We start from the raw sequence: 23,678 nt of genomic DNA on the forward strand, positions 1-23,678 counted from the left end.
GCTGCGCTTCGGCGCGGGCGTCACCGGGCTGGTGCTGCTGCTGAGCATCGTGCTCGCGGCGGGCTTCGACCACGACCGGCCGAGCCGGATGCAGGCCGTCACCGACGTCAGCTGGATCCCGGCCGTCGGCGTGCGGCTGCACCTCGGCGTGGACGGCATCTCGCTGCCGCTGCTGGTGCTCACCGCGCTGCTCACCTTCCTCTGCGCGGTGTACTCCACCAAGAAGCTGCCCGGCGGTGAAGGCGTGCCGTCCGCGCGGGCCTTCACCGGGCTGCTGCTCCTGCTCGAGGTCGGCATGCTGAGCACCTTCGTGGTGCTCGACCTGGTGCTCTTCTTCCTGGCCTTCGAGATCGTGCTGATCCCGATGTACTTCCTGATCGCGCGCTGGGGCAGCGGGCGCAAGGTGCCGGCCGCCAACCGCTTCATCCTCTACACCCTGCTCGGCTCGGCCGTGATGCTGCTCGGCTTCCTGCTGATCGGCCTCAACGCGGGCACCTTCGACATGACGAAGCTCGCCGCCGCCCACGGCAGCGGCCTCAGCCACACCACCCAGGTGATCGCGGCGCTCGCCATCATCGTCGGCCTCGCGGTCAAGGCACCGGCCTGGCCGCTGCACAGCTGGCTCCCGGACGCGCACACGGCGGCCCCCACCGTCGGCTCGGTGCTGCTCGCCGGTGTGCTGCTGAAGATGGGTACGTACGGTCTGGTCCGGGTCCTCCTCCCGATCGTGCCGGACGGCACGGCGACCTTCGCCCCGTACCTCGGGGCGTTCGCGGCCGTCGGCATCGTCTACGGATCGCTCGCCTGCCTCGCCCTGGCGCGGCCGGGCGCGAAGGGCGACCTCAAGCGCCTGATCGCCTTCTCCTCCGTCGGCCACATGGGCTTCGTGCTGCTGGGCATCGCCTCCCTCACCCCGGTGGGCGTCAACGGCGCGCTGTTCGCCAACATCGCGCACGGTCTGATCACGGGCCTGCTCTTCTTCCTGGTCGGCGCACTCAAGGACCGGTACGGCACGGCGGACCTGGACACCCTCGCGGGTGCCACCGGCGCCGCGCTCTACGGCCGGGCACCGCGCATCGGCGCGCTGCTCGCCTTCGCCGCCGCCGCCAGCCTCGGGCTGCCCGGCCTGGCCGGCTTCTGGGGCGAGCTGCTCGCGATGTTCGGCGCCTTCGACCCGGCCGCCGGGCTCTCGCGCCCCGCCTTCGTGACGTACATGGTGCTGGCCGGTCTGGGCACCCTCCTCACCGCCGCCTATCTGCTGATCGTGGTCAAGCGGGTCTGCATGGGTGACCCCAAGCAGCCCGCGCTCGTCGCCGAGCTGCCGGACCTGCGCCCGTACGAGGCCGTGAGCTGGACCCCGCTGGCCGCGCTCACCCTGCTCGCCGGGCTCTGGCCCGCACTGCTGCTCGGGCTCTCCGACCCGGCCGTCAAGCACCTCCTCGGAGGTGGCTGAACCGTGCACAGCTCCGCTACCGGTCCGTTCGAGCTCCTGGGGCAGCCCGCCATGACACCGCACGCCGTCTCTCAGCTCGCCGTCACCGACCCGGGCGGTCTGATCCAGTCCGTCGACTGGGCGGCCGTCGCCCCGCCGCTGATCGCCGCGCTGGCCGCCCTCGGCGTGCTGCTCGCCGACCTCTTCCTCCCGGCAGGCCGGAAGAAGGCCCTCGGCTGGGCCACCGTGGCCGGGCTCGCCCTGGCCGTCGTCTCGCTCATCCCGCTCGCCACCTCCCGTCACACTCGGTCGACCTTCTGCCTGCGGACCGTAACAGGCGGCACTGACAGCGGGGCCTGCAGCTACGTCGCCGACCACTTCGCGCTGGTCTTCCAGCTGCTCGCGCTCGGCGGCGCGCTGATCGCCGCGCTGCTCTCGATCCACACCGTGGACGACGAGGACCTGCCCCGGGGCGAGTACTGGTTCCTGCTGCTCAGCAGCGCCGCGGGCGCCGCCCTGCTGCCCGCCTCCCGGGACCTCGCGACGCTGATCATCGCGCTCGAGGTCGCCTCGCTGCCGGTCTTCGCGCTGGTCGGCCTGCGCCGGGACGGCCGGGGCGCGGAGGCCGCACTGAAGTTCTTCCTCTCCTCCGTCACCGCCACGGCCGTGATGCTGCTCGGCGTCAGCTTCGTCTACGCCGCCACCGGCAGCCTGCACCTGAGCGCCGTCGCCGACGGCCTCGCCCACGCCCCCGGGCAGCTCAAGCCGCTGGCCGAGGCCGGTGCCGCGCTCACCCTGGTCGGCTTCGCCTTCAAGCTCGCCGCCGTCCCGTTCCACTTCTGGGTGCCCGACACCTACACCGGCGCGCCGCTCCCGATCGCCGGTTACCTCTCGGTGGTCGGCAAGGCGGCCGGCCTGTCCGGCCTCGCGCTGGTCACCACGATCGCCTTCCGCCCGTACGGCCACACCTGGGGCCTGGCCCTGGCCGTGCTCGCCGCCCTCACCATGACGGCGGGCAACGTGGCCGCGCTGCGCCAGCGCGCCGACACCCGGCACAGCGCGGTGCGGCTGCTCGCGTGGTCCTCGATCGGCCAGGCGGGCTACCTGCTGGTCCCGATCGCCGCCGCCGGGTACACCGGCAGTGGCTCGCTCGGCGCCACCGTCGCCTACGCGCTGATCTACGGCGTGGTGAACCTCGGCGCCTTCGGCGTGGTCGCGGCCGTCGCCCGGACCCGCCCCGAGGCGCGGCTGTCCGACTTCGGCGGCCTGTTCGCCCGGCGCCGCTGGTCGGCCCTGGCGCTGGCCTTCTTCCTGCTCTGCCTGGCCGGCCTGCCGCCGGGCATCGTCGGCCTGTTCGGCAAGGTCGTGGTCTTCCGCGCCGCCGTCGACGCCGGGCTGGGCTGGCTGGCGGTGGTGATGGCGGTCAACGTCACGATCGCCCTGTACTACTACCTGGCCTGGACGGCCCGCCTCTTCGCCCCCGCCGAGGCCGCCGCCGAGACCGGTACCCGCCAGCCGGCCGCCCTCACCGCGACCCTCGGCCTCGCCGCCGCCGTGGCCGCGGTGCTCTCGGTCGCCCCCCAGCTCGTCCTCCAGGTGGCGGGCGGCACGCTCTTCTGAGGCCCGTGGTCGGTGCACAAGGGAACGAACTCGGCTCGCCCCGCCGTTGATCTCGGCAGAGGGATGAGCAGAGAGGCTTCCCACCGCACCACATGGAGGGCCTGCCGTGCGTCACCAGCACAACGGGTTGAGGACGGCCGCGCTGATCGGCGGCCTGTCGGCGCTGATCCTGGTGATCGGCAGCTTCTTCGGCCGCACCGGCTTCGTGCTGGCCCTGCTGGTCGCGCTCGGCACCAACGCGTACGCGTACTGGAACAGCGACAAGCTGGCCCTGCGTGCGATGCGGGCCCGGCCGGTGAGCGAGATCGAGGCGCCGGTGCTGTACCGGACGGTCCGCGAGCTCTCCACCGCCGCCCGCCAGCCGATGCCCCGCCTGTACATCTCACCCACCCCGGCGCCGAACGCCTTCGCCACCGGCCGCAACCCGCGCAACGCCGCCGTCTGCTGCACCGACGGCATCCTGCGCCTGCTCGACGAGCGCGAGCTGCGCGGGGTGCTCGGCCACGAGCTGAGCCACGTCTACAACCGGGACATCCTGATCAGCTCGGTGGCCGGGGCGCTGGCCTCGGTGATCATGTTCCTGGTCAACTTCGCCTGGCTGATCCCGTTCGGCCGCAGTGACGACGACGACGGCCCGGGCCTGTTCGGGCTGCTCGCGATCATGATCCTCGGCCCGCTCGCCGCGAGCCTGATCCAGCTCGCCGTCAGCCGCTCCCGGGAGTACCAGGCCGACGCCGACGGAGCCCGGATCACCGGTGACCCGCTCGCCCTGGCCAGCGCCCTGCGCAAGCTGGAGGCCGGCACCAGGCAGCTGCCGCTGCCGCCGGAGCCGCAGCTCCAGACGGCCAGCCACATGATGATCGCCAGCCCGTTCCGCCCCGGCGAGGCCGGCGCCCGGCTCTTCTCCACCCACCCGCCGATGGCCGAGCGCATCGCCCGCCTGGAGCGGATGGCCGGGTACCGCGGCTGACGCTACGCCGGGTCGCGGTAGGTGCAGAGCGCCCAGACCACGAACGCGTCCAGCGCGATCACCACCAGCGACCAGATCGGGTAGTACGGCAGGAAGAGGAAGTTGAGCATCAGGCTCACCGACACCACCGCGATCCCCAGCACCCGCCCCCAGGCCTGGCCGCTCACCACCCCGAAGCCGACCAGCGCCACCGCCGCCCCGACCGCCAGGTGGATCCACCCCCAGGAGGTCAGGTCGAACTGGAACGCGTACCTCGGGGTGTTCACGTAGACGTCGTCCTCGGCGATCGCCACGATCCCCTGGAACACCCCCAGCAGCCCGTCCACCATCATCATCACCCCGGCGAACAGCACCAGGCCGGTGACCGCACCGGAGTTGCTCCGCCGCGCCCCGCCGGGCGCGGGCACCGGCCCCGAGGGGTCGTAGTACGGACCGGACGCCTGAGCCATGACAGCCTCCCACCGGCCGGCTCACCGCAGCCCGGCCGGGCTTCCAGAAGTTGACGGTATATCCGACCCCTGCAGCCTCAGCGACCCCCACCGCCCCCGCAACTCGGCCGATCCGAGAAGCGGAAGGCTTTCTCCCACTTGTGCCGTCGGGTCGAAGGCGGTTGTCCCCGGGCCACTCGCCTGCTTCGATGACACCCGGTCCGTCACGGGGGCGGACTCGAACAGGGGGTTCACCATGCTCGGAAAGATCACTGGCGGGGCGCTCACGGTCCTCGCCGTCGCAGCCGTCGCCACCAGCCTCCTCACCGGCCCGGCCGCCACCGCGAACCAGGGCCACTACCTGGCCGCGGGCGCTCCCGTCTGGAAGTCCGAGGGCGACAGCCCGGCCATCAACTGGGTCGAGCCCCAGGGGCACTCCCTCTGAGGCCCGGTCGGTCGGCGGCCCGTCTCCTCTGCCGGGCCGCCACCGGTCGCCGAGCCCACAGGACTTCGTCGGCCGGGCGTGGGAGGCTGGGGCCATGAAGGTGATCGACTTCGTGCTGAACGTGCTCTGGCTGTTCCTCTGCGGCATCTGGATGGCCATCGGCTACGCCATCGCCGGTGTTGTCTGTTTCGTGCTCATCGTCACCATCCCGTTCTCCATCGCCTCGTTCCGGATCGCCGGATACGTGCTCTGGCCGTTCGGGCGGACCACGGTGGAGCGGCCGGACGCCGGGGCGCCGTCCTGCATCGGGAACGTGATCTGGCTCGTCCTCGCCGGCTGGTGGCTGGCGATCGGGCACATCGCCACCGCGATCGCGCTGGCGGTCACGATCATCGGCATCCCGTTCGCCTGGGCCAACCTCAAGATGATCCCGATCTCGCTGATGCCGCTCGGCCGCGAGGTGGTCTCCACGGACGAGAAGTTCGGCCACTACCGCTGACCCGTCAGCTGAAGACCAGGCTGAGGGCGGCCGGGGCCAGGTAGATCAGCGGGAACGGCACGTGGGCGTAGGAGCGCGCCCGCAGCACGGTGAGGGCCGCGCCGGTGAAGTAGAGCACCAGGCCGATCGCGGCCAGGGTGCCGATCACCGGGACGAACAGGCCGAGCACCAGGCCCGCCGCGCCCGCGCCCTTGGCCAGTCCCAGCCACACCCAGGCGGCCTCGGGCACCCGGTACTCGACCAGCGGCTCGACCACGAACTTCGCGCGCAGCAGCAGGGCGCCCGAGGAGAAGGCGGACAGAAAAGCGGCGACGGCGGTGATGACGACGTGGGTGGTGGACATCTGCGGGGCTCCCGTCGGGCGGTGCGCGCCGGTCGGTTCCGGGGCGCTTCACCTCCTTGACCCGGGGGAGTGCGGGGGTGTGACAGCTCGGCGGAGAAAACTTTCTCAAGTCCGCGCGGCCCGCGCCCGCAGCAGCTCGGCGGTGGCCGCGTCGGCGGGCAGGAAGGCCTCCAGGTGCAGCTCCGCCACGGTGACGTCGGTCGCGGTGGCGAAGGTGGTCAGGGTGGTCAGCAGACGCAACTCGCCTTCGGGGGAGCGCAGTCGCAGCGGAACGGCGAACCCCAGCTGGGCGGCGGCCGGCCCGGCCGGGGGCAGGTAGGCGGTCAGCTCGTCGGCCAGGGCGTCGAGCCGGCCGTCCTGCCGCTGGGCGGCCCGGGTGCGCAGGTTGACCACGATGTGCCGTCCCCAGTCGCCCAGGTTCACCACCCGGCGGGCCAGCCCGTCCGGGTGCAGGGCGAGCCGCAGCACGTTGACCGGCGGCCGCAGCAGTTCGGCCGGGACGCCTTCGGTGAGCAGGTCGAACGCCGCGTTGGCGGCGACCAGTTCGCCGTACGGGCGGGCCACCACGGCGGGGTAGGGCAGGTGGCCGGTGAGGATGCTGTCCAGCGCCTCGCGGACGGGGCGCAGCAGTTCTCCGTCCAGCGCCGACTCCGGGTGCTCGGGGGCGTGGCCGGCGGCGAGCAGCATGGAGTTGCGCTCGCGCAGGGTGAGGTCGAGGGCGTCGGCGAGCCGCAGCACGATGCCCCGGCCGGGCCGGGAGCGGCCCTGTTCCATGAAGCTGAGGTGGCGCTGGGTGGTGGCAGCCCGCTCGGCGAGGTCGAGCTGGCTGATCCGGCGGGCCTGCCGCCAGCCGCGCAGTTGGTCGGAGAAGGTCGAAACAGCTGTCGTCACCCAGGAGTTGTAGCCCGATCCGGGTGCCGAGCGCCATTCCCTGCCGGGAATTGCCGAGCCGCACGGCCGGTCCGAGGATCGGTGCACCGAGACCGGACGAGAGTGAAGGACGCGACCATGCGGACGTACCAGCTGGAGAGCCCGGGCAGTGTCGAGGGCATCGTGGCGCGTGAGCGGGAGCGGCCGGCGCCGGGGCCGACCGAGGTGCTGGTCCGGGTCCGGGCGGCGAGCCTCAACCGGCGGGACGCCATGATCCTGGAGGGGAGTTACCCGTTGCCGGCGAGCCCGGGGGTGGTGCCGCTGAGCGACGGCGCGGGCGAGGTGGTGGCGGTGGGCGAGCGGGTGAGCCGGTACCGGGTGGGGGACAGGGTGCTGGGGGCGTACTGGCCGCGCTGGCAGGCCGGGCGGCTCACCCCCGAGCTGTTCGACCAGCTCGGCAACACCCTGGACGGCATGCTCACCGAGTACGCGCTGCTCGACGAGCAGTGGGCGGTCCGGGTGCCCGAGCAGCTGAGCTGGGCCGAGGCGGCCACCCTGCCCTGCGCCGGGGTGACGGCCTGGACGGCGCTCACCCACGGCCGCCCGCTGCGGCCGGGGCAGACGGTGCTCACCCTCGGCAGCGGCGGGGTCTCGCTGTTCGCGCTGCAGCTCGCCAAGGCGATGGGCTGCCGGGTGCTAGTCACCACCTCCGACCCCGCGAAGGCCGGCCGGCTGAAGGCGCTGGGGGCGGATGAGGTGATCGACTACACCGCCGTGCCCGAGTGGAGCACGGCCGTGCGGGAGCTGACCGGCGGTGCGGGCGCCGACCTGGTGGTGGAGACGGTCGGCGCCCGGACGCTCGAGCAGTCGATGCGCTCCGTCGCGCTGGACGGTGAGGTGGTGCTGATCGGCGCCGGCTCGGGCGAGCGGTACCTCAAGATCGAACAGGCCACCTACGCCCGGACGATGGCCACCCTGCGCCGGGTCTTCGTCGGCAGCCGGCAGGACACCGAGGACTTGGTCCGGGCGGTGGCCGGGCACGGCATCCACCCGGTGATCGACCGCGGCTTCGACTTCACCGAGGCCCGGGCGGCCTACGAGCACTACCTGGGCGGCCGGGCCTTCGGCAAGGTCGTGGTCGAGCTGCCCTGACGCCTCCTCAGGGCAGGAGCCTTCCTCAGGGCAGGATCCGCCGGTCCGCCCCGGCAATCGGCAGGTCGTTGATGCTCGCGTAGCGGCGGGCCATCAGGCCGTCCGGGGCGAACTCCCACTGCTCGTTGCCGTAGCTGCGCCACCACTGGCCGTCCGCGTCGTGCCACTCGTACTCGAAGCGGACCGAGATGCGGTTCCCGGTGTGGGCCCAGAGCTCCTTGCGCAGCCGGTAGTCGAGCTCCCGGGCCCACTTCTGCCGCAGAAAGGCGACGATCTCGGCCCGGCCGGTCAGGAAGACGTCGCGGTTGCGCCACTCGGAGTCCTCCGTGTAGGCGAGCGCCACGCGCTCGGGGTCGCGGCTGTTCCACGCGTCCTCGGCGGCCTGGACCTTCTGGCGGGCGGTCTCGGTGGTGAACGGGGGGAGCGGCGGGCGCTGGGTCATCGCGAATCTCCGTACGGTGAGCGGTTCGTGCTCCTTCGACTCTGGCAGGGTAGCCCTGGCCGCCACGATGCCCGGACGGCCGTGATCCCCACGGATCCGGACACCGCCGACGGGTGCGTCGGTCAGACCTCGCCGACCTGGACGATCATCTTGCCGAGGTTCTCGCCCTGCAGCAGCCCGATGAACGCCTCCGCCACCCGGTCGAAGCCGGTCGCCACCGTCTCGTCCGCCACGAGCTCGCCCGAGCGCAGGTAGGGCACCAGGAAGTTCTCCAACTCGGCCTGTACGTGGCGGTGGTCGCTGACCAGGAAGCCCTCGAGCCGCAGGCTCTTGTGCACCACCTCGAAGAGGTTGGCCGGCCGGTGGGTGGGTGCGGCCTCGTTGTACTGCGAGACGCCGCCGCACCAGGCGATCCGCCCGTGGTCGCGCAGGACGTCGATCGCCCCGGCCAGATGGTCCCCGCCGACGTTGTCGAAGTACACGTCGATCCCCTCCGGGGCCGCCCGGCGCAGGAGTTCGCCGACCGGGCCGTCGTGGTAGTCGAAGGCGTCGTGGTAGCCGAGCCGCTCGGTCAGGCGCTTCACCTTGGCCGCCGAGCCCGCGCTGCCGATCACCTGCTCGGCCCCGAGCAGCCGCGCGATCTGCCCGGCCGCGCTGCCGACCCCGCCGGCGGCGGCCGAGACGAAGACCCGTTCGCCCGGCTGGAGTCGGGCGATCTTCGTGAGCCCGACGTATGCGGTGAGCCCGGTGCCGCCGAGCACGGAGAGGAACGCGCTGAGCGGCACCCCCTCGTACCGCGGCAGCACCCTGGCCTCCGCCGGGCGCACCAGCGCGTGCGTGCGCCAGCCCTCGCGGTGGAACACCAGGTCTCCGGGCCGGAGTTCGGGCGCCCGGGACTCGACCACCCGGCCGATCGAGCGGCCCTCGATCGGGGTGTGCAGCTCCGAGAGGCCTTCGTTCATCCGCTGGCGCATGTACGGGTCCACCGAGAGGTAGATGTTCTCGACCAGTGCGGTGCCGGGCGCCACGGCGGGCAGCGGCGCCTCGAGGAAGGCGAAATCGGTGGGGCGGGGCAGGCCGGCCGGGCGGGCGATCTGGTGGATATAACGGGCGGTACCGGGCATGGCGAGGCTCCTTCGAGGCGGTGCGGCTGGGATCGGCATCACCGTACGGGCAGCTCAGGGGCCCTGTGCAGGGGCTGCCGTCGATGGAAGCGGGGGTATCCATTCACGCTGTCTATGGAAGGCGGCTAGGGTCTGGGCATGACCGATCTCGCCCCGCACGAGCTGCGGATCCTCCTCGCCGTGGAGCGCGAGCGCAGCTTCACGGCCGCCGCCGCGGCCCTCGGCATGTCGCAGCCGGCCGTCTCGCACGCGGTGCGGGTCTGTGAGGGCAAGATCGGGGTGGTGCTCTTCGAGCGCGGCCGCTCCGGCGCCCGGCCGACTGCGGCCGGCGAGCGCGCGGTGGTGCACGCCCGGCAGGTGCTGCGGCTGCTCGACCTGCTCGGCAGCGAGGCGCGCGGCGCCGAATCCGGCGTAGTGGAAGGCGAGTTGAGAATTGTCGCGTTCCGCAGCGCCGCCGCCCACGTGCTGCCCGCCGCGCTCGCCCGGCTCACCGAGCGGCACCCGGGGCTGCGGCCGCACGTCCGGGTGGTCCGCGAGCTCGGCCGGGGCACGGCCGGTGAGGTGGCCGACGGCCGGGCGGACCTCGGGATCGCCACCCTGGACGGTCAGGCCGCCGCGCCGGGTCTGCTCGCGGGGCGCCTCTTCGAGGAGGCGTACGCGCTGGTCTCGCCCGCCGGTCACGAGCGGCCGCGCGGCCTGCCGTTGGTCGACTGGGACGAGAACTGCGGCTCCTACACCAGGGATTGGTGGGGGCGGCAGGAGTGGATCCCGGCCGCCCGGATGAACGTGGAGGACGATCTCGCCACCCTCGCGATGGTCGCCCAGGGCGTCGGGATGTCCATCGTGCCCCGCCTCGCCCTGCTCGCCGCCCCGCCCGGCCTGGACGTCACCGATCTGGGCCCGCAGGGCCCGAGCCGCACCGTCGGCTACGTCACCACCCCCGAACTGGCCCGCTCGGCCGCCGTCCGGGAGCTGATCCGCGAACTCCGCTCGGCTCCGCTCCCGCCCGGCACCAGCCGGGTCGACTAGGGCCTGTCAGAGCGCAGTTCGTCCACCGCCTCGCGCAGCGCGCGGAACTCCCCGGCGATCGCGTCCAGCGAGTAGTGCGCGTTCAGGCCGCTCGGGTTGGGCAGCACCCAGACCGCCGTCCGGCCGATCCCCTCCGACTGCCGGCCGACCACCGCCTTCGGCCGCCCGAAGCCGGTCCGGTACGCGCCGATGCCGAGCACGGCCAGTGCCGTGGGCCGCAGCTCGGCCACCCGCGCGGCGAGCGCGGCGCCGCCGGCCCGGTACTCCTCCGCGGTCAGTTCGTCCGCCTTGGCGGTGGTCCGGCCGACCACATTGGTGATTCCCAAACCGAGTTCGAGAAGCTGGAGTTGTTCGTTCGGGCGGAACTGGCGGGGGGTGAATCCGGAGCGGTGCAGCGCGGGCCAGAACCGGTTGCCCGGCCGGGCGAAGTGGTGGCCGGTGGCACCGGACCAGAGGCCGGGGTTGATGCCGCAGAACAGCACCCGCAGACCCGGTGCGGCGACGTCGGGGATCAGCGCGTCCTGGGCGGCGACCAGCTGCTCGGCGGTGGGGCGGTTCGTCATGATCACCGCCCCAGTCTGTCCGATCGGGGTGGAATTCCGGGCCGACGGCTGAAAATGCATAGTCAGTTCGAATATTCCTGAGACTAGGCTGGGCCCGGTGCACCAGAATGACCCAATGCCATACGAACTGAGGGCTGTGATCGCGGCCGTCGACCTGGCGAAGGTGGTGGCGGCCGAAGTCCCGCTCGCCTCCGTCGTCGAGCTGGCGCAGGGGCTCGCGCTCATCCCGATGACGGACGAGCTCTTCCGCGTGGTGAACGACCCCGAGCGCCCGTCACTGCCCGGCTTCGGCCACTTCCCCGGCGGCTTCGCGCTGCGCCTGGGCGCCTGGTCCCAGGCTGGGCCGATCGCGTACGTCGAGGCGGAGTACTGCGACGGAATGGGCAGCCAGCAGGCGGCGCTCTGGCTGGACGGGAAGATCGACTTCGGGCCGATCGGCACCGGCGGAGTCGTCCCGGTGCCCCGGCGCAGCGGCCCGATCTCCCAGGTGCTCCAGCGGTTGGGGGCTCAGAAGGCGGACGGCACGGACGAGTTCGACTCGGTGGGGCTCCTGCGGCACCGTCAGCTGACGGAGTGGCTGCCGCTCTGAGCGACGCGCCGGGCGAGGCCGTGCCACGCCCGGGCTCGCCACCGTTCGGCGTACGAACGGTGGTCGCGGTGCCCCGGGTGGCGCAACGTGAAGTTCAGGCAAATGCCTGAACTTCACTGAAAGGAAACGCAAGTCATGCGTGCCACCTGGACGGCCGCGGTGCTGACTGCAGCCCTCGGCTTCACCTCGGTCGCCTCGGCCTCCGTCTCCATCGCCCATGCGGCCGACGTCCCCTTCGCGGCGTCCGCCTTCCACACCACGGCCGGAGCCCCGCCCGTCGTCGCCCACCATCCGATCGTCAGTCACCTCCCGGCGGCGGGAACGCCGACGGTGCCGGCCGTCCCCGTGCCGGCGGTGCCCGATCCGACCAAGGCGCTCGATGTGCTCGGCGCCCTCGGCGGCGTCCTGAAGCTGGTCACCGGCCTGGTCTCCTCGGTCGCGGACCCGTCCGCGCTCCAGAAGCTCCTCACCGACCTGCAGTCCGCCGTCCAGGACCTGCTCGGCAAGCTCCCCGCCCCGCCGTCCCTGCCCGTCACCCCGCCGAGCCCGGCGCTCCCGGTCGGTGAGGCCCCCCGCTCCGTCCCGGCCGATCTCCCCGTCCCCGTCCCGGCCCCCGTACCCGCGGCGGTCAGCCCGGCCGACGCCCTGGCCAAGCTCCAGAAGGACGCCTCTGCCCTGGTCGCCGCCGCGACCGCCGCCAAGCCCGACCCGGCCACCGTCAAGAACCTGGTCTCCCCCCTCTCCGCCGACGCCGTGACCGCCACCACCGCCACAGCCACCACCCTCACCACCCACTGACCCCCGCCACCCGCCTCGGGGCCCGGACCACCCGCTGGTCCGGGCCCCGAGGCGGGTCCACCGGGTGTTGACCGGACGTTGATCAGGAATAGGCGCCCGCCGCGCAGCCTGGCGCCATGATCTCGACCGACACGGCCGTGCGGCCCGCCACGCCCGCCCCGTCCCGTCCGGCGGCGGCTCCGGTGCCCGTCCGCGCCAATCGCCGCGAGGCCGCCCAGCGGCGCGTCCTCGCCTCCTCGATGGTGGGCAACGCGGGGTACGGCCTGCTGAGCACCATCACCGTCCTCTACTACAGCGGCGCCCTGCAGCTGTCGGCCACCAGGATCGGCCTGACCCTGACCGCGGCGGGCCTGGCGGCCGCGCTGCTGGGGGTGCCGGCCGGGCGGCTCGCCGACACGCGGATTCCCGCCCGGGTCGGCGCCGGAGTCAGCTACCTCCTGCTGGCGGTGATGGAGAGCCTGCTCGTCCTGGTGCGCTCCTTCACCCTGCTCGTCGTCGTCCTGACCGTCGCGGCCGGCTTCGAGATGCTGGCCCGGACGATGCGTCAGGTCACCGTCGCGGGGCTCGGGGGCGAGCGGGCCGCCGAGTTCCGCGCCAAGGTCGCCGCCCGCGCCAATCTCGCGATGCTGGCGGGGATGGGAGCCAGCAGCCTGGTCATCGCCTGCGACTCCCCGGCGGTCTACCGCGCGGCGATCGCGGCCGCCTGCGTCTGCACCGCCGGGCAGGGCCTGCTGATGCTGGCGGTCCCCGCCGACGCCCTGCCGGGGCCGGGCGGCGCCGACGGCTCGCCGCTGCCCTCGGCCGGTACCGCCCCGTCGCGCTGGCTGGTCCTGCGCGACCTGCCGTACCTGGCGATCTGCGGGCTCTACGCCGTGATGACCATGGCCGAGTGCGTCATCACCGTGGCGCTGCCGCTGCGGATCTCCCAGCACACCCAGGCGCCGACCTGGCTGGTCGGCGTGTTCGGCATCGCGAACGTCCTGGCGGTGGGGCTCCTGCTCACGCGGGTCGGGCGGCTGGTCGGCACGCCCGCCAGAGCCGGCCGGGCGATGGCCGTGGGCGGCGCGCTGAACGGGCTCTTCGTGCTGCTGCTCATGCTGGCCGCGGACCGCTCGCCCGCCACCTCGGTCGCTCTGCTCGCGGCGGGAATGCTGCTCGCCGTCACGGCCCAGCTGTGCGTCCTCCCGGCGGAGAACGAGCTCACCATGACCCTGGCCCCCGCCCGGGCCCGGGGCCAGTACCTGGGCCTCTCCGAGACCGCGCTCACCACGGCCCTCACCCTCGGGCCCGCCGTGGTCACCCTCGCCACGGTCGACACCGGCCGGACGGGCTGGGCCCTGCTGGCGGCGGCCTTCGCCCTCGCCGGCGCCGCGGCGCCGGCAGCGGCCCGCGCGGCCGGGAGGAACACAGCGAGGGCGACGGTCGAGGCTGCCCTCGGTGCCGCGCCCTCGAAGTGCCCTCCCCGGCCGGAGGGCTAGCGCCTGCGCAGGTCGGCGCCGCCGACTAGCGGTAGTTCACGAACTGGACGGCGAAGTCCAGGTCCTTGCCCTTGATCAGGGCCTGCACGGTCTGGAGGTCGTCGCGGCTCTTGGAGCTGACGCGCAGCTCGTCACCCTGCACCTGCGCCTTGACGCCCTTCGGGCCCTCGTCGCGGATGATCTTGGCGACCTTCTTGGCGTCGTCCTGCGTGATGCCTTCCTTGACGTCCACAAAGATCTTGTACTCCTTGCCGGACAGCTGCGGCTCACCCGCGTCCATCGACTTCAGCGACAGCCCGCGCTTGATGAACTTGTCCTTCAGGACGTCCAGGATCGCCTTGACGCGCTCCTCGCCGTTGGCCTTCATCTCGATCTTCTCGCCCGAGCGCTTGATCTCGCCGCCGACGTTCTTGAAGTCGAAGCGGGTGGCGATCTCGCGGGAGGTCTGGTTGATCGCGTTGTCGACCTCCTGCCACTCGACCTTCGAGACGATGTCGAAACTGGAGTCGGCCATGGTGTGTTGGTCTCCTTGATGCTCTGGCTTCACTGGCAGCCCCCACCCCCTCAGCGGCAGGAGCGGCCCCAGCCTATCCAGCGCACCCCCGCCCCGCCCCCGACGCCGCCACCCACGTCTTGATCAGCACGTGACCAATGAAGTGGCGGACCACCCCCATCCATCAGGTAAGGTTTACCCAGTCGAACGGGGCAAGCCCCGAGAGACACAATCCCTGGCTGGTTGCCCGAGCGGCCAAAGGGAGCAGACTGTAAATCTGTCGCGCAAGCTACGCAGGTTCGAACCCTGCACCAGCCACCGGATAACGGAACGGCCCCTGATCAGCGGAAACGCCGATCGGGGGCCGTTTTCGTTCCTGGCCGGGGGCGATGCCGGAGCAGGCGTCAGGGAGGCGTCAAGGCGGGGGGCGTTCGCGTCAGGGACGCGTACGGACCGGACGGGAGGGGCGGGAAGCGGAGTGAGGATCGAGCCGCACCGACGGACCCGGAGGCGGAACAGATGGCCGGCACGATCCAGCAGCGACAGGCCGGCCCGGCCGGGAGGGCCGGGGAGCGCGACCGCCTCACGGCGCTCGGCGGCCTGGCGGCGCTCTCCCTCGACGCGATGGCCTCCGTCGCGTACGGCCCGGAGTCGGTGGTGCTGGTGCTGGCGGCGGCCGGGAGTCACGGGCTCGGGTTCACGCTGCCCGTCACGGTGGCGATCGCGGTGCTGCTGGCGGTGCTGGTCGCCTCGTACCGCCAGGTCATCGCGGCCTTCCCGGACGGCGGCGGCTCGTACGCCGTCGCCAAGGCGCACCTGGGCCGCCGGACGGCGCTGACCGCCGCCGCCTCGCTGGTGGTCGACTACGTGCTGAACGTGGCGGTGTCGGTGACCGCCGGCGTCGCCGCGCTCACCTCGGCGGTGCCGGGCCTGGACGGGCAGCGGGTCTGGCTCTGCCTCGGCGTGCTGGTGCTGGTCACGGCCGTCAACCTGCGCGGGACGGCCGAGTCGGCCCGCTGGTTCATGCTGCCGACGGCCGTGTTCGTGCTGGCGGTCCTGGCGGTGATCGTCGCGGGGCTGCTGCGCAGTGAGCCGGCCGTGACAGCAGAGCAGAGCCAGGCACTGGCCGGGAACGCGACGAGCGTCGGCGCCCTGCTGCTGCTCAAGGCCTTCGCGGCCGGCTGTTCGGCGCTCACCGGCGTCGAGGCCGTGGCCAACGCCGTGCCCGCCTTCCGCACCCCGCGCATCCGCCGCGCCCAGCACACCGAAGTCGCGCTCGGCGCCCTGCTCGGCGTGATGCTGATCGGCCTGGCCGTGCTGATCGGCCGCTTCCACCTGCGGCCCGTCGAGGGCGTCACGGTGCTGGCCCAGCTGACCGAGGCCTCGCTCGGCCACGGATTCGGCTTCTACCTGGTGCAGTTCGCCACCGTCGTGCTGCTCGCGCTCGCCGCCAACACCTCCTTCGGCGGCCTGCCGATGCTGCTGCGCCTGCTCGCCCGGGACAACCACCTGCCGCACGTCTTCGCGCTGCGCGCCGACCACCAGGTGCACCGGCACGGCGTGCTCTTCCTCGCCGTCGTCTCGGCCGCCCTCCTGATCGGTTCGGGCGGCGACGTCAACAGCCTGGTGCCGCTCTTCGCGATCGGCGTCTTCGTCGGCTTCACCATCTGCCAGATCGGCATGGTCCGGCACTGGCGGGCGCGGCGCGGCCCTGGTTGGCGGGGCAAGGCGCTGCTGAACGGCGGTGGCGCCCTGCTCACCGGTGCGGCGGCCCTGGTCGTGGCCGGCACCAAGTTCACCGAGGGCGCCTGGGGCATCTGCCTGGCCCTGCCGCTGCTCGTCCTGCTCTTCGAGCTGGTCCACCGCAGCTACGCCCGGATCGGCGAGCGGCTGGAGCTCGGCCGCATCCCCGGCGCTGTCGTCCGCCGGCACGCGCTGGTGATCGTGCCCGTGACGGCCATCTCCCGGCTCACCCGGGACGCCCTGTCGGCCGCCGTCTCGCTCGGCGACGAAGTGGTCGCCGTGACCGTGGTGCACACCGAGCCGGACGCCGAGGACCGGGCGGCCGCCGAGGCGCTACGGCGGGACTGGGAGCTCTGGCACCCGGGCGTACCGCTGGTCGAGGTACCGGACGCGCACCGCCGCCTCGGCCGCCCGCTGGCCGTCTACACCAACGACCTTGCGGCCGCCCGGGTTTACGACCGGATCACCGTGCTGATCGCCGAGGTCGAACCGGTCCGGCTCTGGGAGCGCGCCCTGCAGAACCAGCGCGGCGCCGTGATCGACCGCGCGCTGCGCCGCCACACCGACGCCGTGGTCTGCCGGCTGCGCCTGCGGATGTAGGCGGACCGGGGGAGTTCAGCCCGGGCTGCCCTGCCGGGGCAGGGCCAGGGCGACGGTGTCGGCGAACTCCCGGACGGCGCTGGTGCGGCTGACGATCCGTCCGCTGTGCACCACCAGACGGCTGTGGCCGCCCGCCAGGGCGCCCGGCAGGCTGTCGCCGCGGACGGCCAGGAGTTCGGCGGGGAAGCCCGCGTCCACCCGGACCAGCGGGAGGCCCAGTGCCGCCCTGGCCTGGTTGGAGACGGCTTCGTAGGCCGCGTCCGGGCTCAGCGCACCGGAGCCCGCCAGCAGGTACGCGGCCTCCAGCGGGTCGGGCCGCCCGGCCGGGTTGGCCAGGTCGCGCAGCGAGCCGCTGCCGGCCGCGAACGGCACCCGGGACTCGGTCAACTCCCGTACCAGGGAGGGGCGCAGGCCGGGCGGAGGGCCTTCGATGCCGGTGCAGGAGCCGTTCTGCGGCAGGCAGACCAGCCGGACCCCGGAGGTGGCGAGCACGGTGGCGCCGCCCGGCGGCAGGGCCGAGCAGGGGCCCAGGGTGACGCGCGGGCGCAGCGGGGCGAGGGTGGCGGTGAGCCGGGCGAGTGAGACCGGGTCGGTGGCGGCGGTGTGCAGGTCGACCGGGCAGTCGGCCTCCCGGGCGGCCTCGAGCAGCACCTGGGCGTAGCCGACCGGGTCCGGGTCGAGGTCGGGGCAGCCGCCGGCGGCGGTGGCGCCGAGCTTGAGGGCGTCCCGCAGTTGGGCCCGGCCGTCCGCGCCGGCCAGGCCGGTGAGCAGCCGGGGCATCGCCACGGCCTGCAGGTCGGCCAGCCCGCGCAGTGCCTGCCGGGCGGTCAGCACCGCCTCGAGCCGGCCGAGCCCGTGCACGTCGCCGATCCGGACGTGGGTGCGCTGGGCGGTGGCGCCGTAGCCGAGGGAGGTGAGGGCGGCCTCGGTGATCCGGCGCACCAGTTCGGTCCGGGTCTCCGGTGGCGGGGTGGGGAGGGTGGCGGAGAAGGCGGCGTCGTAGTGGGCGTGCGGTTCGGCGGGGGCGGGGAGCAGGAGGTAGCCGCTGAGGTCGATCCGGGCGCCGGTGGTGGTGGTCGGGGCGCCGGGCAGGGCGGGCAGCGGGCCGAGGCTGCCGACGGTGCCCACGGCCTGGATGCGGTCCCCGCTGATCCGGACGTCCACCACCCGGCCGTCCGCCAGCTTGGCGCCGGTGAGCAGCAGGACGGGCCCGTGCCCGAGCGGGTTGGGGGCGGGCCCCTGGTGCGGGTCTTCGGCGGGCGCGCTGTCAGCGGTCATGGCCGGGCTCCTCGCTCTCCGCGGGCTCCGGGCGTGCCCCGGCGGCCCGGACGATCGACTAGGACCGACCGGTCGAGCCTAGGGGGAGTCCGGGCGGGTCGCTCGGAAGGCGGCGGCGCGTCGCGCCGGAGGCTGTCCGTCGCTTCGCAGGCCGGGTCGAACGACAGTCCTCGATCGGCGTGCCCGTTCGGGCGGCTGGCCTGCGATCTTCCGCGTCGGATACGGATTTCACCTCTGGCTCGGAACCGTGTAATGTCTTCCTCGTTCGCCCCTATAGCTCAGTCGGTAGAGCGTCTCCATGGTAAGGAGAAGGTCTGCGGTTCGATTCCGCATGGGGGCTCTGGTGAGAAGTGCTCGCACCTCGGTGTGAGTGTTGATCATCTAAGCGGTGTAGCTCAGTTGGTAGAGCAAGCGGCTCATAATCGCTGTGTCACCGGTTCAAGTCCGGTCACCGCTACCCCGCGTAGTCGGTCGGGAGATCGATCTCCCGATCGGCTACTCTTGTTGTGTTCTTATTCATTTGTCCAGGAAGGCACTCCCGTGGCTGCCACCGACGTCCGCCCGAAGATCACGCTGGCCTGCGTGGAGTGCAAGGAGCGGAACTACATCACCAAGAAGAACCGGCGTAACGACCCGGACCGTCTTGAGATGAAGAAGCACTGCCCGCGCTGCAACTCGCACACCGCGCACCGCGAGACCCGCTGATCCCGTCTGGGCTTCAACGGGCCTGTGTGACAAGGCTCTAAGCTCCAGCCCGCACCCCTGTCAGGGGAGCGGGCTGGAGCTTTTTCCGTACCGAGTCGTACCCGAGGGAGTTGTTCATGCCGCTCGACCAGTCGTTCGTCGGCCGTACCTACCCGCCCACCGCGCCGTACGAGGTGGGCCGCGAGAAGATCCGCGAGTTCGCGGTCGCGATCGGCGACGCCAACCCCGCGTACACCGACCCGGAGGCCGCCAAGGCGCTCGGGCACCCGGACGTGATCGCCCCGCCGACCTTCCCGTTCGTGATCACCTATCAGGCCGCCGCCCAGGTGGTGAACGACCCCGAGCTCGGGCTCGACTTCACCCGGGTGGTGCACGGTGACCAGAAGTTCGCCTACTCGCGGGCCGTCCGGGCCGGCGACCGGCTGGCCGTCAGTGTGACGATCGACTCGATCAAGTCGCTGGCCGGCAACGACGTGCTCTCCGTCCGCGGCGAGGTGCACGACGAGAGCGGCGAGCACGTGGTGACGTCCGTGATGACCCTGGTGGCCCGGGCCGCCGACGTGGCAGGGGAGTAGAAGCGATGGCGATCAGCTACGACGAGGTCCAGGTCGGCACCGAGCTGCCCGCGCAGAGCTTCCCGGTGACGCGCGCCACCCTGGTGCGCTACGCCGGGGCCTCCGGCGACTTCAACCCGATCCACTGGAACGAGAAGTTCGCCCTCGAGGTCGGCCTGCCGGACGTCATCGCGCACGGCATGTTCACCATGGCCGAGGCCGCCCGCGTGGTCACCGACTGGGTCGGCGACCCGTCGGCCGTGGTCGAGTACGGCGTCCGCTTCACCCGCCCGGTGACCGTGCCCAACGACGACGCCGGCTCGGTGATCGAGGTCACCGGCAAGGTCGCCGCCCTGCTCGAGGACAACAAGGTCCGGGTCGACCTGACGGCCACCTTCGAGGGCCAGAAGGTCCTCGGCATGTCCCGCGCGGTCGTCCGGCTCGCCTGAGCGAGGCGGTACGACGGCGGCACGGGGACGGTTCGACGGCGGTACGACAGCGGTACGGGGGCGGGGCGCGCGCCGCGCCCCCGTACGCTGGAGCGCGTGCATGTAGAACACGACGCCCCGCTGGCGCAGCTGACCACCCTCCGGCTCGGCGGCCCGGCCCGCCGTCTGGTGACGGCGGTGACCGACGAAGAGATCATCGCCACCGTGGTCGAGGCCGACGCGGCGGGCGAGCCGCTGCTGGTGATCGGCGGCGGCTCCAACCTGGTGATCGGCGACGCCGGGTTCGACGGCACCGTGCTGCGGGTCGCCACCACCGGCTTCGAGCTCTCGGGTACGCGGCTGGAGCTGGCCGCGGGCGAGGTCTGGGCGGATGCCGTGCGGCGCACGGTCGAGGCCGGGCTGGCCGGGATCGAGTTCCTGGCGGGCATCCCCGGCTCGGCCGGGGCCACCCCGGTGCAGAACGTCGGCGCGTACGGCCAGGAGGTCGCGAGCACGGTCACCGAGGTGGTCGCCTACGACCGCCGCGAGCGGGCGACCGTGACGCTGAGCGGCGCCGAGTGCGAGTTCTCCTACCGGCACAGCCGGTTCAAGGCGGAGCCGGAGCGGTACGTGGTGCTGCGGGTGCGCTTCGCGCTGGAGGACGCCGCCGGGCTCTCCTCACCCGTCCAGTACGCGGAGGTCGCGCGGACCCTCGGCGTCGAGGCCGAGCAGCGGGTCGAGCTGCGGAAGGCGTACGAGACGGTGCTGCGGCTGCGGGCGGGCAAGGGCATGGTGCTCGACCCGGCGGACCACGACACCTGGTCGGCGGGCTCCTTCTTCACCAACCCGGTGCTCGACCCCGAGCAGCGCGCGGCCTTCGAGGCCCGCCTCGACGGCCGCGCCGCCCCGCTCTACCCGGCGCCCGGCGGCTGCACCAAGACCTCCGCCGCCTGGCTGATCGACCAGGCCGGCTTCACCAAGGGCTACGGCACCGGCCCGGCCACCCTCTCCACCAAGCACACCCTCGCCCTCACCAACCGCGGCGCCGCCACCACGGCGGACCTTCTCGCCCTGGCCCGCGAGATCCGCGACGGCGTCCGGGCCGCCTTCGGCGTGGAGCTGGTGAACGAGCCGGTCACGGTGGGCGTGGCACTCTGAGCCGGTTGCACCACCCAGGGGCGCGGGGCTCTGCTCAATCAACTGCGTGCGCGACCAGCCCGCTACGAAGGTGCACGGTTGCGCGCGCAGTTCCTCGCGCCCCTGTTGTGGTTGCCCGCCCCGGTCAGGTGAGCCACCCATCGATATCGGCCAGCAGCTGCTTCTGCACGTCCTCCGGTGCCCGCGTCGCCCGGACGGACTGGCGGGCGAGTTCGGCCAGCTCGGGGTCGGTGAAGCCGTGGACGTCGCGGGCGAGGTCGTACTGGGCGGCCAGGCGGGAGCCGAACAGCAGGGGGTCGTCGGCGCCGAGGGCGATCGGGACGCCGGCCTCGAAGAGGCGCCGCAGGGGGACGTCCTCGGCGCGCTCGTAGACGCCGAGCGAGACGTTGGAGGCGGGGCAGACCTCGCAGGTGATCTGCCGGTCCGCGAGCCGCTGCATCAGGCGGGGATCCTCCGCGGCCCGGACGCCGTGGCCGATCCGGCCGGCGCCCAGGTCGTCGAGGCAGTCCCGGACGGATTCGGGCCCGGCCAGTTCGCCGCCGTGCGGGGCGGCCAGCAGGCCGCCCTTGCGGGCGATCGCGAAGGCCCGGTCGAAGTCGCGGGCCATGCCGCGCCGCTCGTCGTTGGACAGCCCGAAGCCGATCACGCCCTGGTCGGTGTAGCGGACGGCGAGCCGGGCCAGCGTCCGGGCGTCCATCTCGGACTTCATCCGGTTCGCGGCCACCAGGACCCGCATCCCGACCCCGGTCGCCTCGGAGGCCTCCCGGACGGCGTCCAGGATGAGCTCCAGGGCGGGGATCAGCCCGCCGAGCCGGGGGGCGTAGGAGGTGGGGTCGACCTGGATCTCCAGCCAGCGGGAGCCGTCCCGGGCCTCGTCCTCGGCGGTCTCCAGGACGAGTCGGCGGATGTCGGACTCGTCGCGCAGGACGGACCGGGCGGTGTCGTACAGCCGCTGGAAGCGGAACCAGCCGCGCTCGTCGGTGGCGTCGAGGTGCTGGGGCTGCCCGGAGGCCAGTGCCTCGGGCAGGCGGACGCGGTGCTTCGCGGCCAGTTCGAGGAGGGTGGTGGGCCGCATCGAACCGGTGAAGTGCAGGTGCAGATGGGCCTTCGGGAGGGCGCGGACATCGCGAAGCAGTTCCATTGACCGATCCTGCCGCATCCGGGCCGCAAATGAGAACCGCCCCTGTCAGGTCCCTCGGAAGGGCGACAGGGGCGGCAGCCGATTGACGCAGTGTCAGTCGCGGGCCTCGGCGAGCAGCTTCTGCATCCGGCCGACGCCCTCGGCGAGGTCGGCGTCGCCCAGCGCGTAGGACAGGCGCAGGTAGCCCGGGGTGCCGAAGGCCTCGCCGGGGACGACCGCGACCTCGGCCTCGTCCAGGATCAGGGCGGCGAGCTCGGCGGAGGTCTGCGGGCGCTTGCCGCGGATCTCCTTGCCGAGCAGGGCCTTGACCGAGGGGTAGACGTAGAAGGCGCCCTGCGGCTCGGGGCAGAGGACGCCCTCGATCTCGTTGAGCATCCGCACGATGGTCCTGCGACGGCGGTCGAAGGCGGTCTTCATCTCCGCGACGGCGTCGAGGTCACCGGAGACGGCGGCCAGCGCGGCGACCTGGGCCACGTTGGAGACGTTCGAGGTGGCGTGCGACTGCAGGTTGGCGGCGGCGGCCACCACGTCCTTGGGGCCGATCATCCAGCCCACCCGCCAGCCGGTCATCGCGTAGGTCTTGGCCACGCCGTTGACCACGATGCACTTGTCCGCCAGCTCGGGCAGCAGGGCCGGCAGCGAGGTGAACTTCGCGTCGCCGTAGACCAGGTGCTCGTAGATCTCGTCGGTGAGCACCCAGAGGCCGTGCTCCAGCGCCCAGCGGCCGATCTCCTCGGCCTCGGCCTCGGTGTAGACCGCACCGGTCGGGTTCGAGGGGGAGACGAACAGGACGACCTTGGTGTTCTCGGTGCGGGCGGCCTCGAGCTGCTCGACCGAGACCTTGTAGCCGGTGGTCTCGTCGGAGATCACCTCGACCGGCACACCGCCCGCGAGCTGGATCGACTCGGGGTAGGTGGTCCAGTACGGGGCCGGGACGATGACCTCGTCACCCGGGTCGAGGATCGCGGCGAAGGCGTTGTAGATCGCCTGCTTGCCGCCGTTGGTGACCAGCACCTGGGAGGCGTCCACCTGGTAGCCCGAGTCGCGCAGCGTCTTGGCGGCGATGGCGGCCTTGAGCTCGGGCAGACCGCCCGCGGGGGTGTAGCGGTGGTACTTCGGGTCCTGGCAGGCGGCGACGGCGGCCTCGACGATGTACCCGGGGGTCGGGAAGTCGGGCTCGCCCGCGCCGAAGCCGATCACGGGGCGGCCGGCCGCCTTGAGGGCCTTGGCCTTGGCGTCCACCGCGAGGGTGGCGGACTCGGCGATCGCACCGATCCGGGCCGAGACACGACGGTCGGAAGGACGGGGGGCGGGGGTGGAAGCACTCATACCTGCATCGTCCCAGAGTCCGCGCGGGGGCAGTACGGTGGTTTCACGATGTGTACCCCCACGGTACCGACGGCCTTTGCCCGCAAGGGGGTTGGGCACCCCGCAGGTCGGCTCGGGTGGGGATCGCGTGAATGAGGTTCGACCAAACGCGCAAGAACCCGTACACTCACTGCTCGATGGCTCCCGAAGTGCGGATCCGCCCAACGCGTACATCACGCCGAGGCTCGGATGCTGTAGGTTGGTGGTCATCTCCGGAGCCGCAAGGCCCCGTAGGGCAATAGCTCAATTGGTAGAGCACCGGTCTCCAAAACCGGCGGTTGGGGGTTCAAGTCCCTCTTGCCCTGCTGCTCGATCCGACTTAAGCCCGTTCGCTCCACAGAGCGAGCGGGCTTGATGCGGAGAGGGCCAAGGTACGCACTGCTTTCGCCGGATCGCGCGTGCTCCACCAGCACGTAAGCGCGCTCGGC

The 23,678-nt window shown here is 72.6% G+C and carries 25 protein-coding genes and 4 tRNA genes; 19 read left to right on the plus strand and 10 right to left on the minus strand.

The window, feature by feature from the left end; translation table 11 throughout:
- From ABT095_RS36135 to htpX, 3 genes are all read left to right on the plus strand, one after another.
- Nucleotides 1–1,453 (plus strand): complex I subunit 4 family protein (locus ABT095_RS36135; protein ID WP_350533846.1); only part of this gene is annotated, 1,453 nt, incomplete at its 5' end.
- Between the two features lie 51 nt (nucleotides 1,454–1,504).
- Nucleotides 1,505–3,052, plus strand: a complete 1,548-nt coding sequence (locus tag ABT095_RS36140) for an NADH-quinone oxidoreductase subunit N (protein WP_350533875.1) — start codon at nucleotides 1,505–1,507, stop codon at nucleotides 3,050–3,052.
- A 106-nt stretch (nucleotides 3,053–3,158) separates the two neighbouring features.
- Complete coding sequence (htpX, locus tag ABT095_RS36145; RefSeq protein WP_350533847.1) at nucleotides 3,159–4,022, plus strand: zinc metalloprotease HtpX; 864 nt, start codon at nucleotides 3,159–3,161, stop codon at nucleotides 4,020–4,022.
- A 2-nt stretch (nucleotides 4,023–4,024) separates the two neighbouring features.
- On the opposite strand, the gene ABT095_RS36150 is transcribed toward htpX, so the two are convergent.
- Complete coding sequence (locus ABT095_RS36150) at nucleotides 4,025–4,471, minus strand: DUF7144 family membrane protein (protein ID WP_350533848.1); 447 nt, start codon at nucleotides 4,469–4,471, stop codon at nucleotides 4,025–4,027.
- 235 nt (nucleotides 4,472–4,706) lie between these two features.
- Between ABT095_RS36150 and ABT095_RS36155 the strand changes: the two genes are divergently transcribed.
- Both ABT095_RS36155 and ABT095_RS36160 read left to right on the plus strand, forming a co-directional pair.
- Nucleotides 4,707–4,895 (plus strand): hypothetical protein, encoded by a 189-nt coding sequence (locus ABT095_RS36155; RefSeq protein ID WP_350533849.1) that lies wholly within the window; start codon nucleotides 4,707–4,709, stop codon nucleotides 4,893–4,895.
- 94 nt (nucleotides 4,896–4,989) lie between these two features.
- Nucleotides 4,990–5,394 (plus strand): YccF domain-containing protein, encoded by a 405-nt coding sequence (locus ABT095_RS36160; protein ID WP_350533850.1) that lies wholly within the window; start codon nucleotides 4,990–4,992, stop codon nucleotides 5,392–5,394.
- A 4-nt stretch (nucleotides 5,395–5,398) separates the two neighbouring features.
- On the opposite strand, the gene ABT095_RS36165 is transcribed toward ABT095_RS36160, so the two are convergent.
- Together ABT095_RS36165 and ABT095_RS36170 are read right to left on the minus strand one after the other, a co-directional pair.
- Nucleotides 5,399–5,737 (minus strand): DoxX family protein, encoded by a 339-nt coding sequence (locus ABT095_RS36165; RefSeq protein ID WP_350533851.1) that lies wholly within the window; start codon nucleotides 5,735–5,737, stop codon nucleotides 5,399–5,401.
- A 105-nt stretch (nucleotides 5,738–5,842) separates the two neighbouring features.
- Complete coding sequence (locus ABT095_RS36170; RefSeq protein WP_350533852.1) at nucleotides 5,843–6,628, minus strand: helix-turn-helix domain-containing protein; 786 nt, start codon at nucleotides 6,626–6,628, stop codon at nucleotides 5,843–5,845.
- A 117-nt stretch (nucleotides 6,629–6,745) separates the two neighbouring features.
- On the opposite strand from ABT095_RS36170, the gene ABT095_RS36175 reads away from it, so the two are divergent.
- Entirely contained in the window at nucleotides 6,746–7,759 is a 1,014-nt protein-coding gene (locus ABT095_RS36175; RefSeq protein ID WP_350533853.1) for a zinc-dependent alcohol dehydrogenase family protein, read from the plus strand.
- A 25-nt stretch (nucleotides 7,760–7,784) separates the two neighbouring features.
- On the opposite strand, the gene ABT095_RS36180 is transcribed toward ABT095_RS36175, so the two are convergent.
- Nucleotides 7,785–8,201: a nuclear transport factor 2 family protein gene (locus ABT095_RS36180; protein WP_350533854.1), complete on the minus strand. Its 417-nt coding sequence runs from the start codon at nucleotides 8,199–8,201 to the stop codon at nucleotides 7,785–7,787.
- Nucleotides 8,202–8,323: 122 nt separating this feature from the next.
- A complete protein-coding gene (locus ABT095_RS36185; protein WP_350533855.1) occupies nucleotides 8,324–9,325 on the minus strand; it encodes an NADP-dependent oxidoreductase in 1,002 nt (333 codons plus the stop codon).
- 138 nt (nucleotides 9,326–9,463) lie between these two features.
- Between ABT095_RS36185 and ABT095_RS36190 the strand changes: the two genes are divergently transcribed.
- Nucleotides 9,464–10,354, plus strand: a complete 891-nt coding sequence (locus ABT095_RS36190) for a LysR family transcriptional regulator (protein ID WP_350533856.1) — start codon at nucleotides 9,464–9,466, stop codon at nucleotides 10,352–10,354.
- On the opposite strand, the gene mug is transcribed toward ABT095_RS36190, so the two are convergent.
- A complete protein-coding gene (mug, locus tag ABT095_RS36195) occupies nucleotides 10,351–10,917 on the minus strand; it encodes a G/U mismatch-specific DNA glycosylase (protein WP_350533876.1) in 567 nt (188 codons plus the stop codon). The two genes, ABT095_RS36190 and mug, sit on opposite strands and share 4 nt — an antisense overlap.
- 115 nt (nucleotides 10,918–11,032) lie before the next feature.
- Between mug and ABT095_RS36200 the strand changes: the two genes are divergently transcribed.
- From ABT095_RS36200 to ABT095_RS36210, 3 genes are all read left to right on the plus strand, one after another.
- The gene (locus ABT095_RS36200; RefSeq protein ID WP_350533857.1) at nucleotides 11,033–11,506 is read left to right on the plus strand and encodes a hypothetical protein; all 474 of its coding nucleotides are present in this window, start codon (nucleotides 11,033–11,035) and stop codon (nucleotides 11,504–11,506) included.
- A 135-nt stretch (nucleotides 11,507–11,641) separates the two neighbouring features.
- Nucleotides 11,642–12,304, plus strand: a complete 663-nt coding sequence (locus tag ABT095_RS36205; protein ID WP_350533858.1) for a hypothetical protein — start codon at nucleotides 11,642–11,644, stop codon at nucleotides 12,302–12,304.
- A 116-nt stretch (nucleotides 12,305–12,420) separates the two neighbouring features.
- Nucleotides 12,421–13,782 (plus strand): MFS transporter, encoded by a 1,362-nt coding sequence (locus ABT095_RS36210; protein ID WP_350533859.1) that lies wholly within the window; start codon nucleotides 12,421–12,423, stop codon nucleotides 13,780–13,782.
- Nucleotides 13,783–13,807: 25 nt separating this feature from the next.
- Here ABT095_RS36210 and ABT095_RS36215 read toward each other — a convergent pair whose 3' ends face one another.
- Nucleotides 13,808–14,296 carry a YajQ family cyclic di-GMP-binding protein gene (locus ABT095_RS36215; protein ID WP_350533860.1) on the minus strand — a complete coding sequence of 163 codons (489 nt, stop codon included), beginning with the start codon at nucleotides 14,294–14,296 and terminating at the stop codon, nucleotides 13,808–13,810.
- A gap of 216 nt (nucleotides 14,297–14,512) precedes the next feature.
- Here ABT095_RS36215 and ABT095_RS36220 point away from each other — a divergent pair.
- Nucleotides 14,513–14,593, plus strand: a tRNA-Tyr gene (locus ABT095_RS36220).
- A gap of 201 nt (nucleotides 14,594–14,794) precedes the next feature.
- Entirely contained in the window at nucleotides 14,795–16,618 is a 1,824-nt protein-coding gene (locus ABT095_RS36225; protein ID WP_350533861.1) for an APC family permease, read from the plus strand.
- A gap of 15 nt (nucleotides 16,619–16,633) precedes the next feature.
- Here ABT095_RS36225 and ABT095_RS36230 read toward each other — a convergent pair whose 3' ends face one another.
- The gene (locus ABT095_RS36230; protein WP_350533862.1) at nucleotides 16,634–17,896 is read right to left on the minus strand and encodes an amidohydrolase family protein; all 1,263 of its coding nucleotides are present in this window, start codon (nucleotides 17,894–17,896) and stop codon (nucleotides 16,634–16,636) included.
- Between the two features lie 267 nt (nucleotides 17,897–18,163).
- Here ABT095_RS36230 and ABT095_RS36235 point away from each other — a divergent pair.
- From ABT095_RS36235 to ABT095_RS36260, 6 genes are all read left to right on the plus strand, one after another.
- A tRNA-Thr gene (locus ABT095_RS36235) sits at nucleotides 18,164–18,236 on the plus strand.
- A 44-nt stretch (nucleotides 18,237–18,280) separates the two neighbouring features.
- Nucleotides 18,281–18,353, plus strand: a tRNA-Met gene (locus ABT095_RS36240).
- Between the two features lie 83 nt (nucleotides 18,354–18,436).
- Nucleotides 18,437–18,601 (plus strand): 50S ribosomal protein L33, encoded by a 165-nt coding sequence (gene rpmG, locus ABT095_RS36245; RefSeq protein ID WP_006604855.1) that lies wholly within the window; start codon nucleotides 18,437–18,439, stop codon nucleotides 18,599–18,601.
- A gap of 116 nt (nucleotides 18,602–18,717) precedes the next feature.
- Nucleotides 18,718–19,176 carry an FAS1-like dehydratase domain-containing protein gene (locus tag ABT095_RS36250; RefSeq protein ID WP_350533863.1) on the plus strand — a complete coding sequence of 153 codons (459 nt, stop codon included), beginning with the start codon at nucleotides 18,718–18,720 and terminating at the stop codon, nucleotides 19,174–19,176.
- A 5-nt stretch (nucleotides 19,177–19,181) separates the two neighbouring features.
- Entirely contained in the window at nucleotides 19,182–19,604 is a 423-nt protein-coding gene (locus ABT095_RS36255) for a MaoC family dehydratase (RefSeq protein ID WP_350533864.1), read from the plus strand.
- Between the two features lie 96 nt (nucleotides 19,605–19,700).
- A complete protein-coding gene (locus tag ABT095_RS36260) occupies nucleotides 19,701–20,741 on the plus strand; it encodes a UDP-N-acetylmuramate dehydrogenase (RefSeq protein ID WP_350533865.1) in 1,041 nt (346 codons plus the stop codon).
- A 124-nt stretch (nucleotides 20,742–20,865) separates the two neighbouring features.
- Here ABT095_RS36260 and ABT095_RS36265 read toward each other — a convergent pair whose 3' ends face one another.
- Both ABT095_RS36265 and ABT095_RS36270 read right to left on the minus strand, forming a co-directional pair.
- A complete protein-coding gene (locus tag ABT095_RS36265; protein ID WP_350533866.1) occupies nucleotides 20,866–21,882 on the minus strand; it encodes an adenosine deaminase in 1,017 nt (338 codons plus the stop codon).
- A 93-nt stretch (nucleotides 21,883–21,975) separates the two neighbouring features.
- Nucleotides 21,976–23,211, minus strand: a complete 1,236-nt coding sequence (locus ABT095_RS36270; protein WP_350533867.1) for a pyridoxal phosphate-dependent aminotransferase — start codon at nucleotides 23,209–23,211, stop codon at nucleotides 21,976–21,978.
- 271 nt (nucleotides 23,212–23,482) lie between these two features.
- On the opposite strand from ABT095_RS36270, the gene ABT095_RS36275 reads away from it, so the two are divergent.
- A tRNA-Trp gene (locus ABT095_RS36275) sits at nucleotides 23,483–23,555 on the plus strand.
- Nucleotides 23,556–23,678 lie beyond the last annotated feature (123 nt).

Source organism: Kitasatospora sp. NPDC002227 (assembly GCF_040296285.1).
Lineage (GTDB): Bacteria > Actinomycetota > Actinomycetes > Streptomycetales > Streptomycetaceae > Kitasatospora.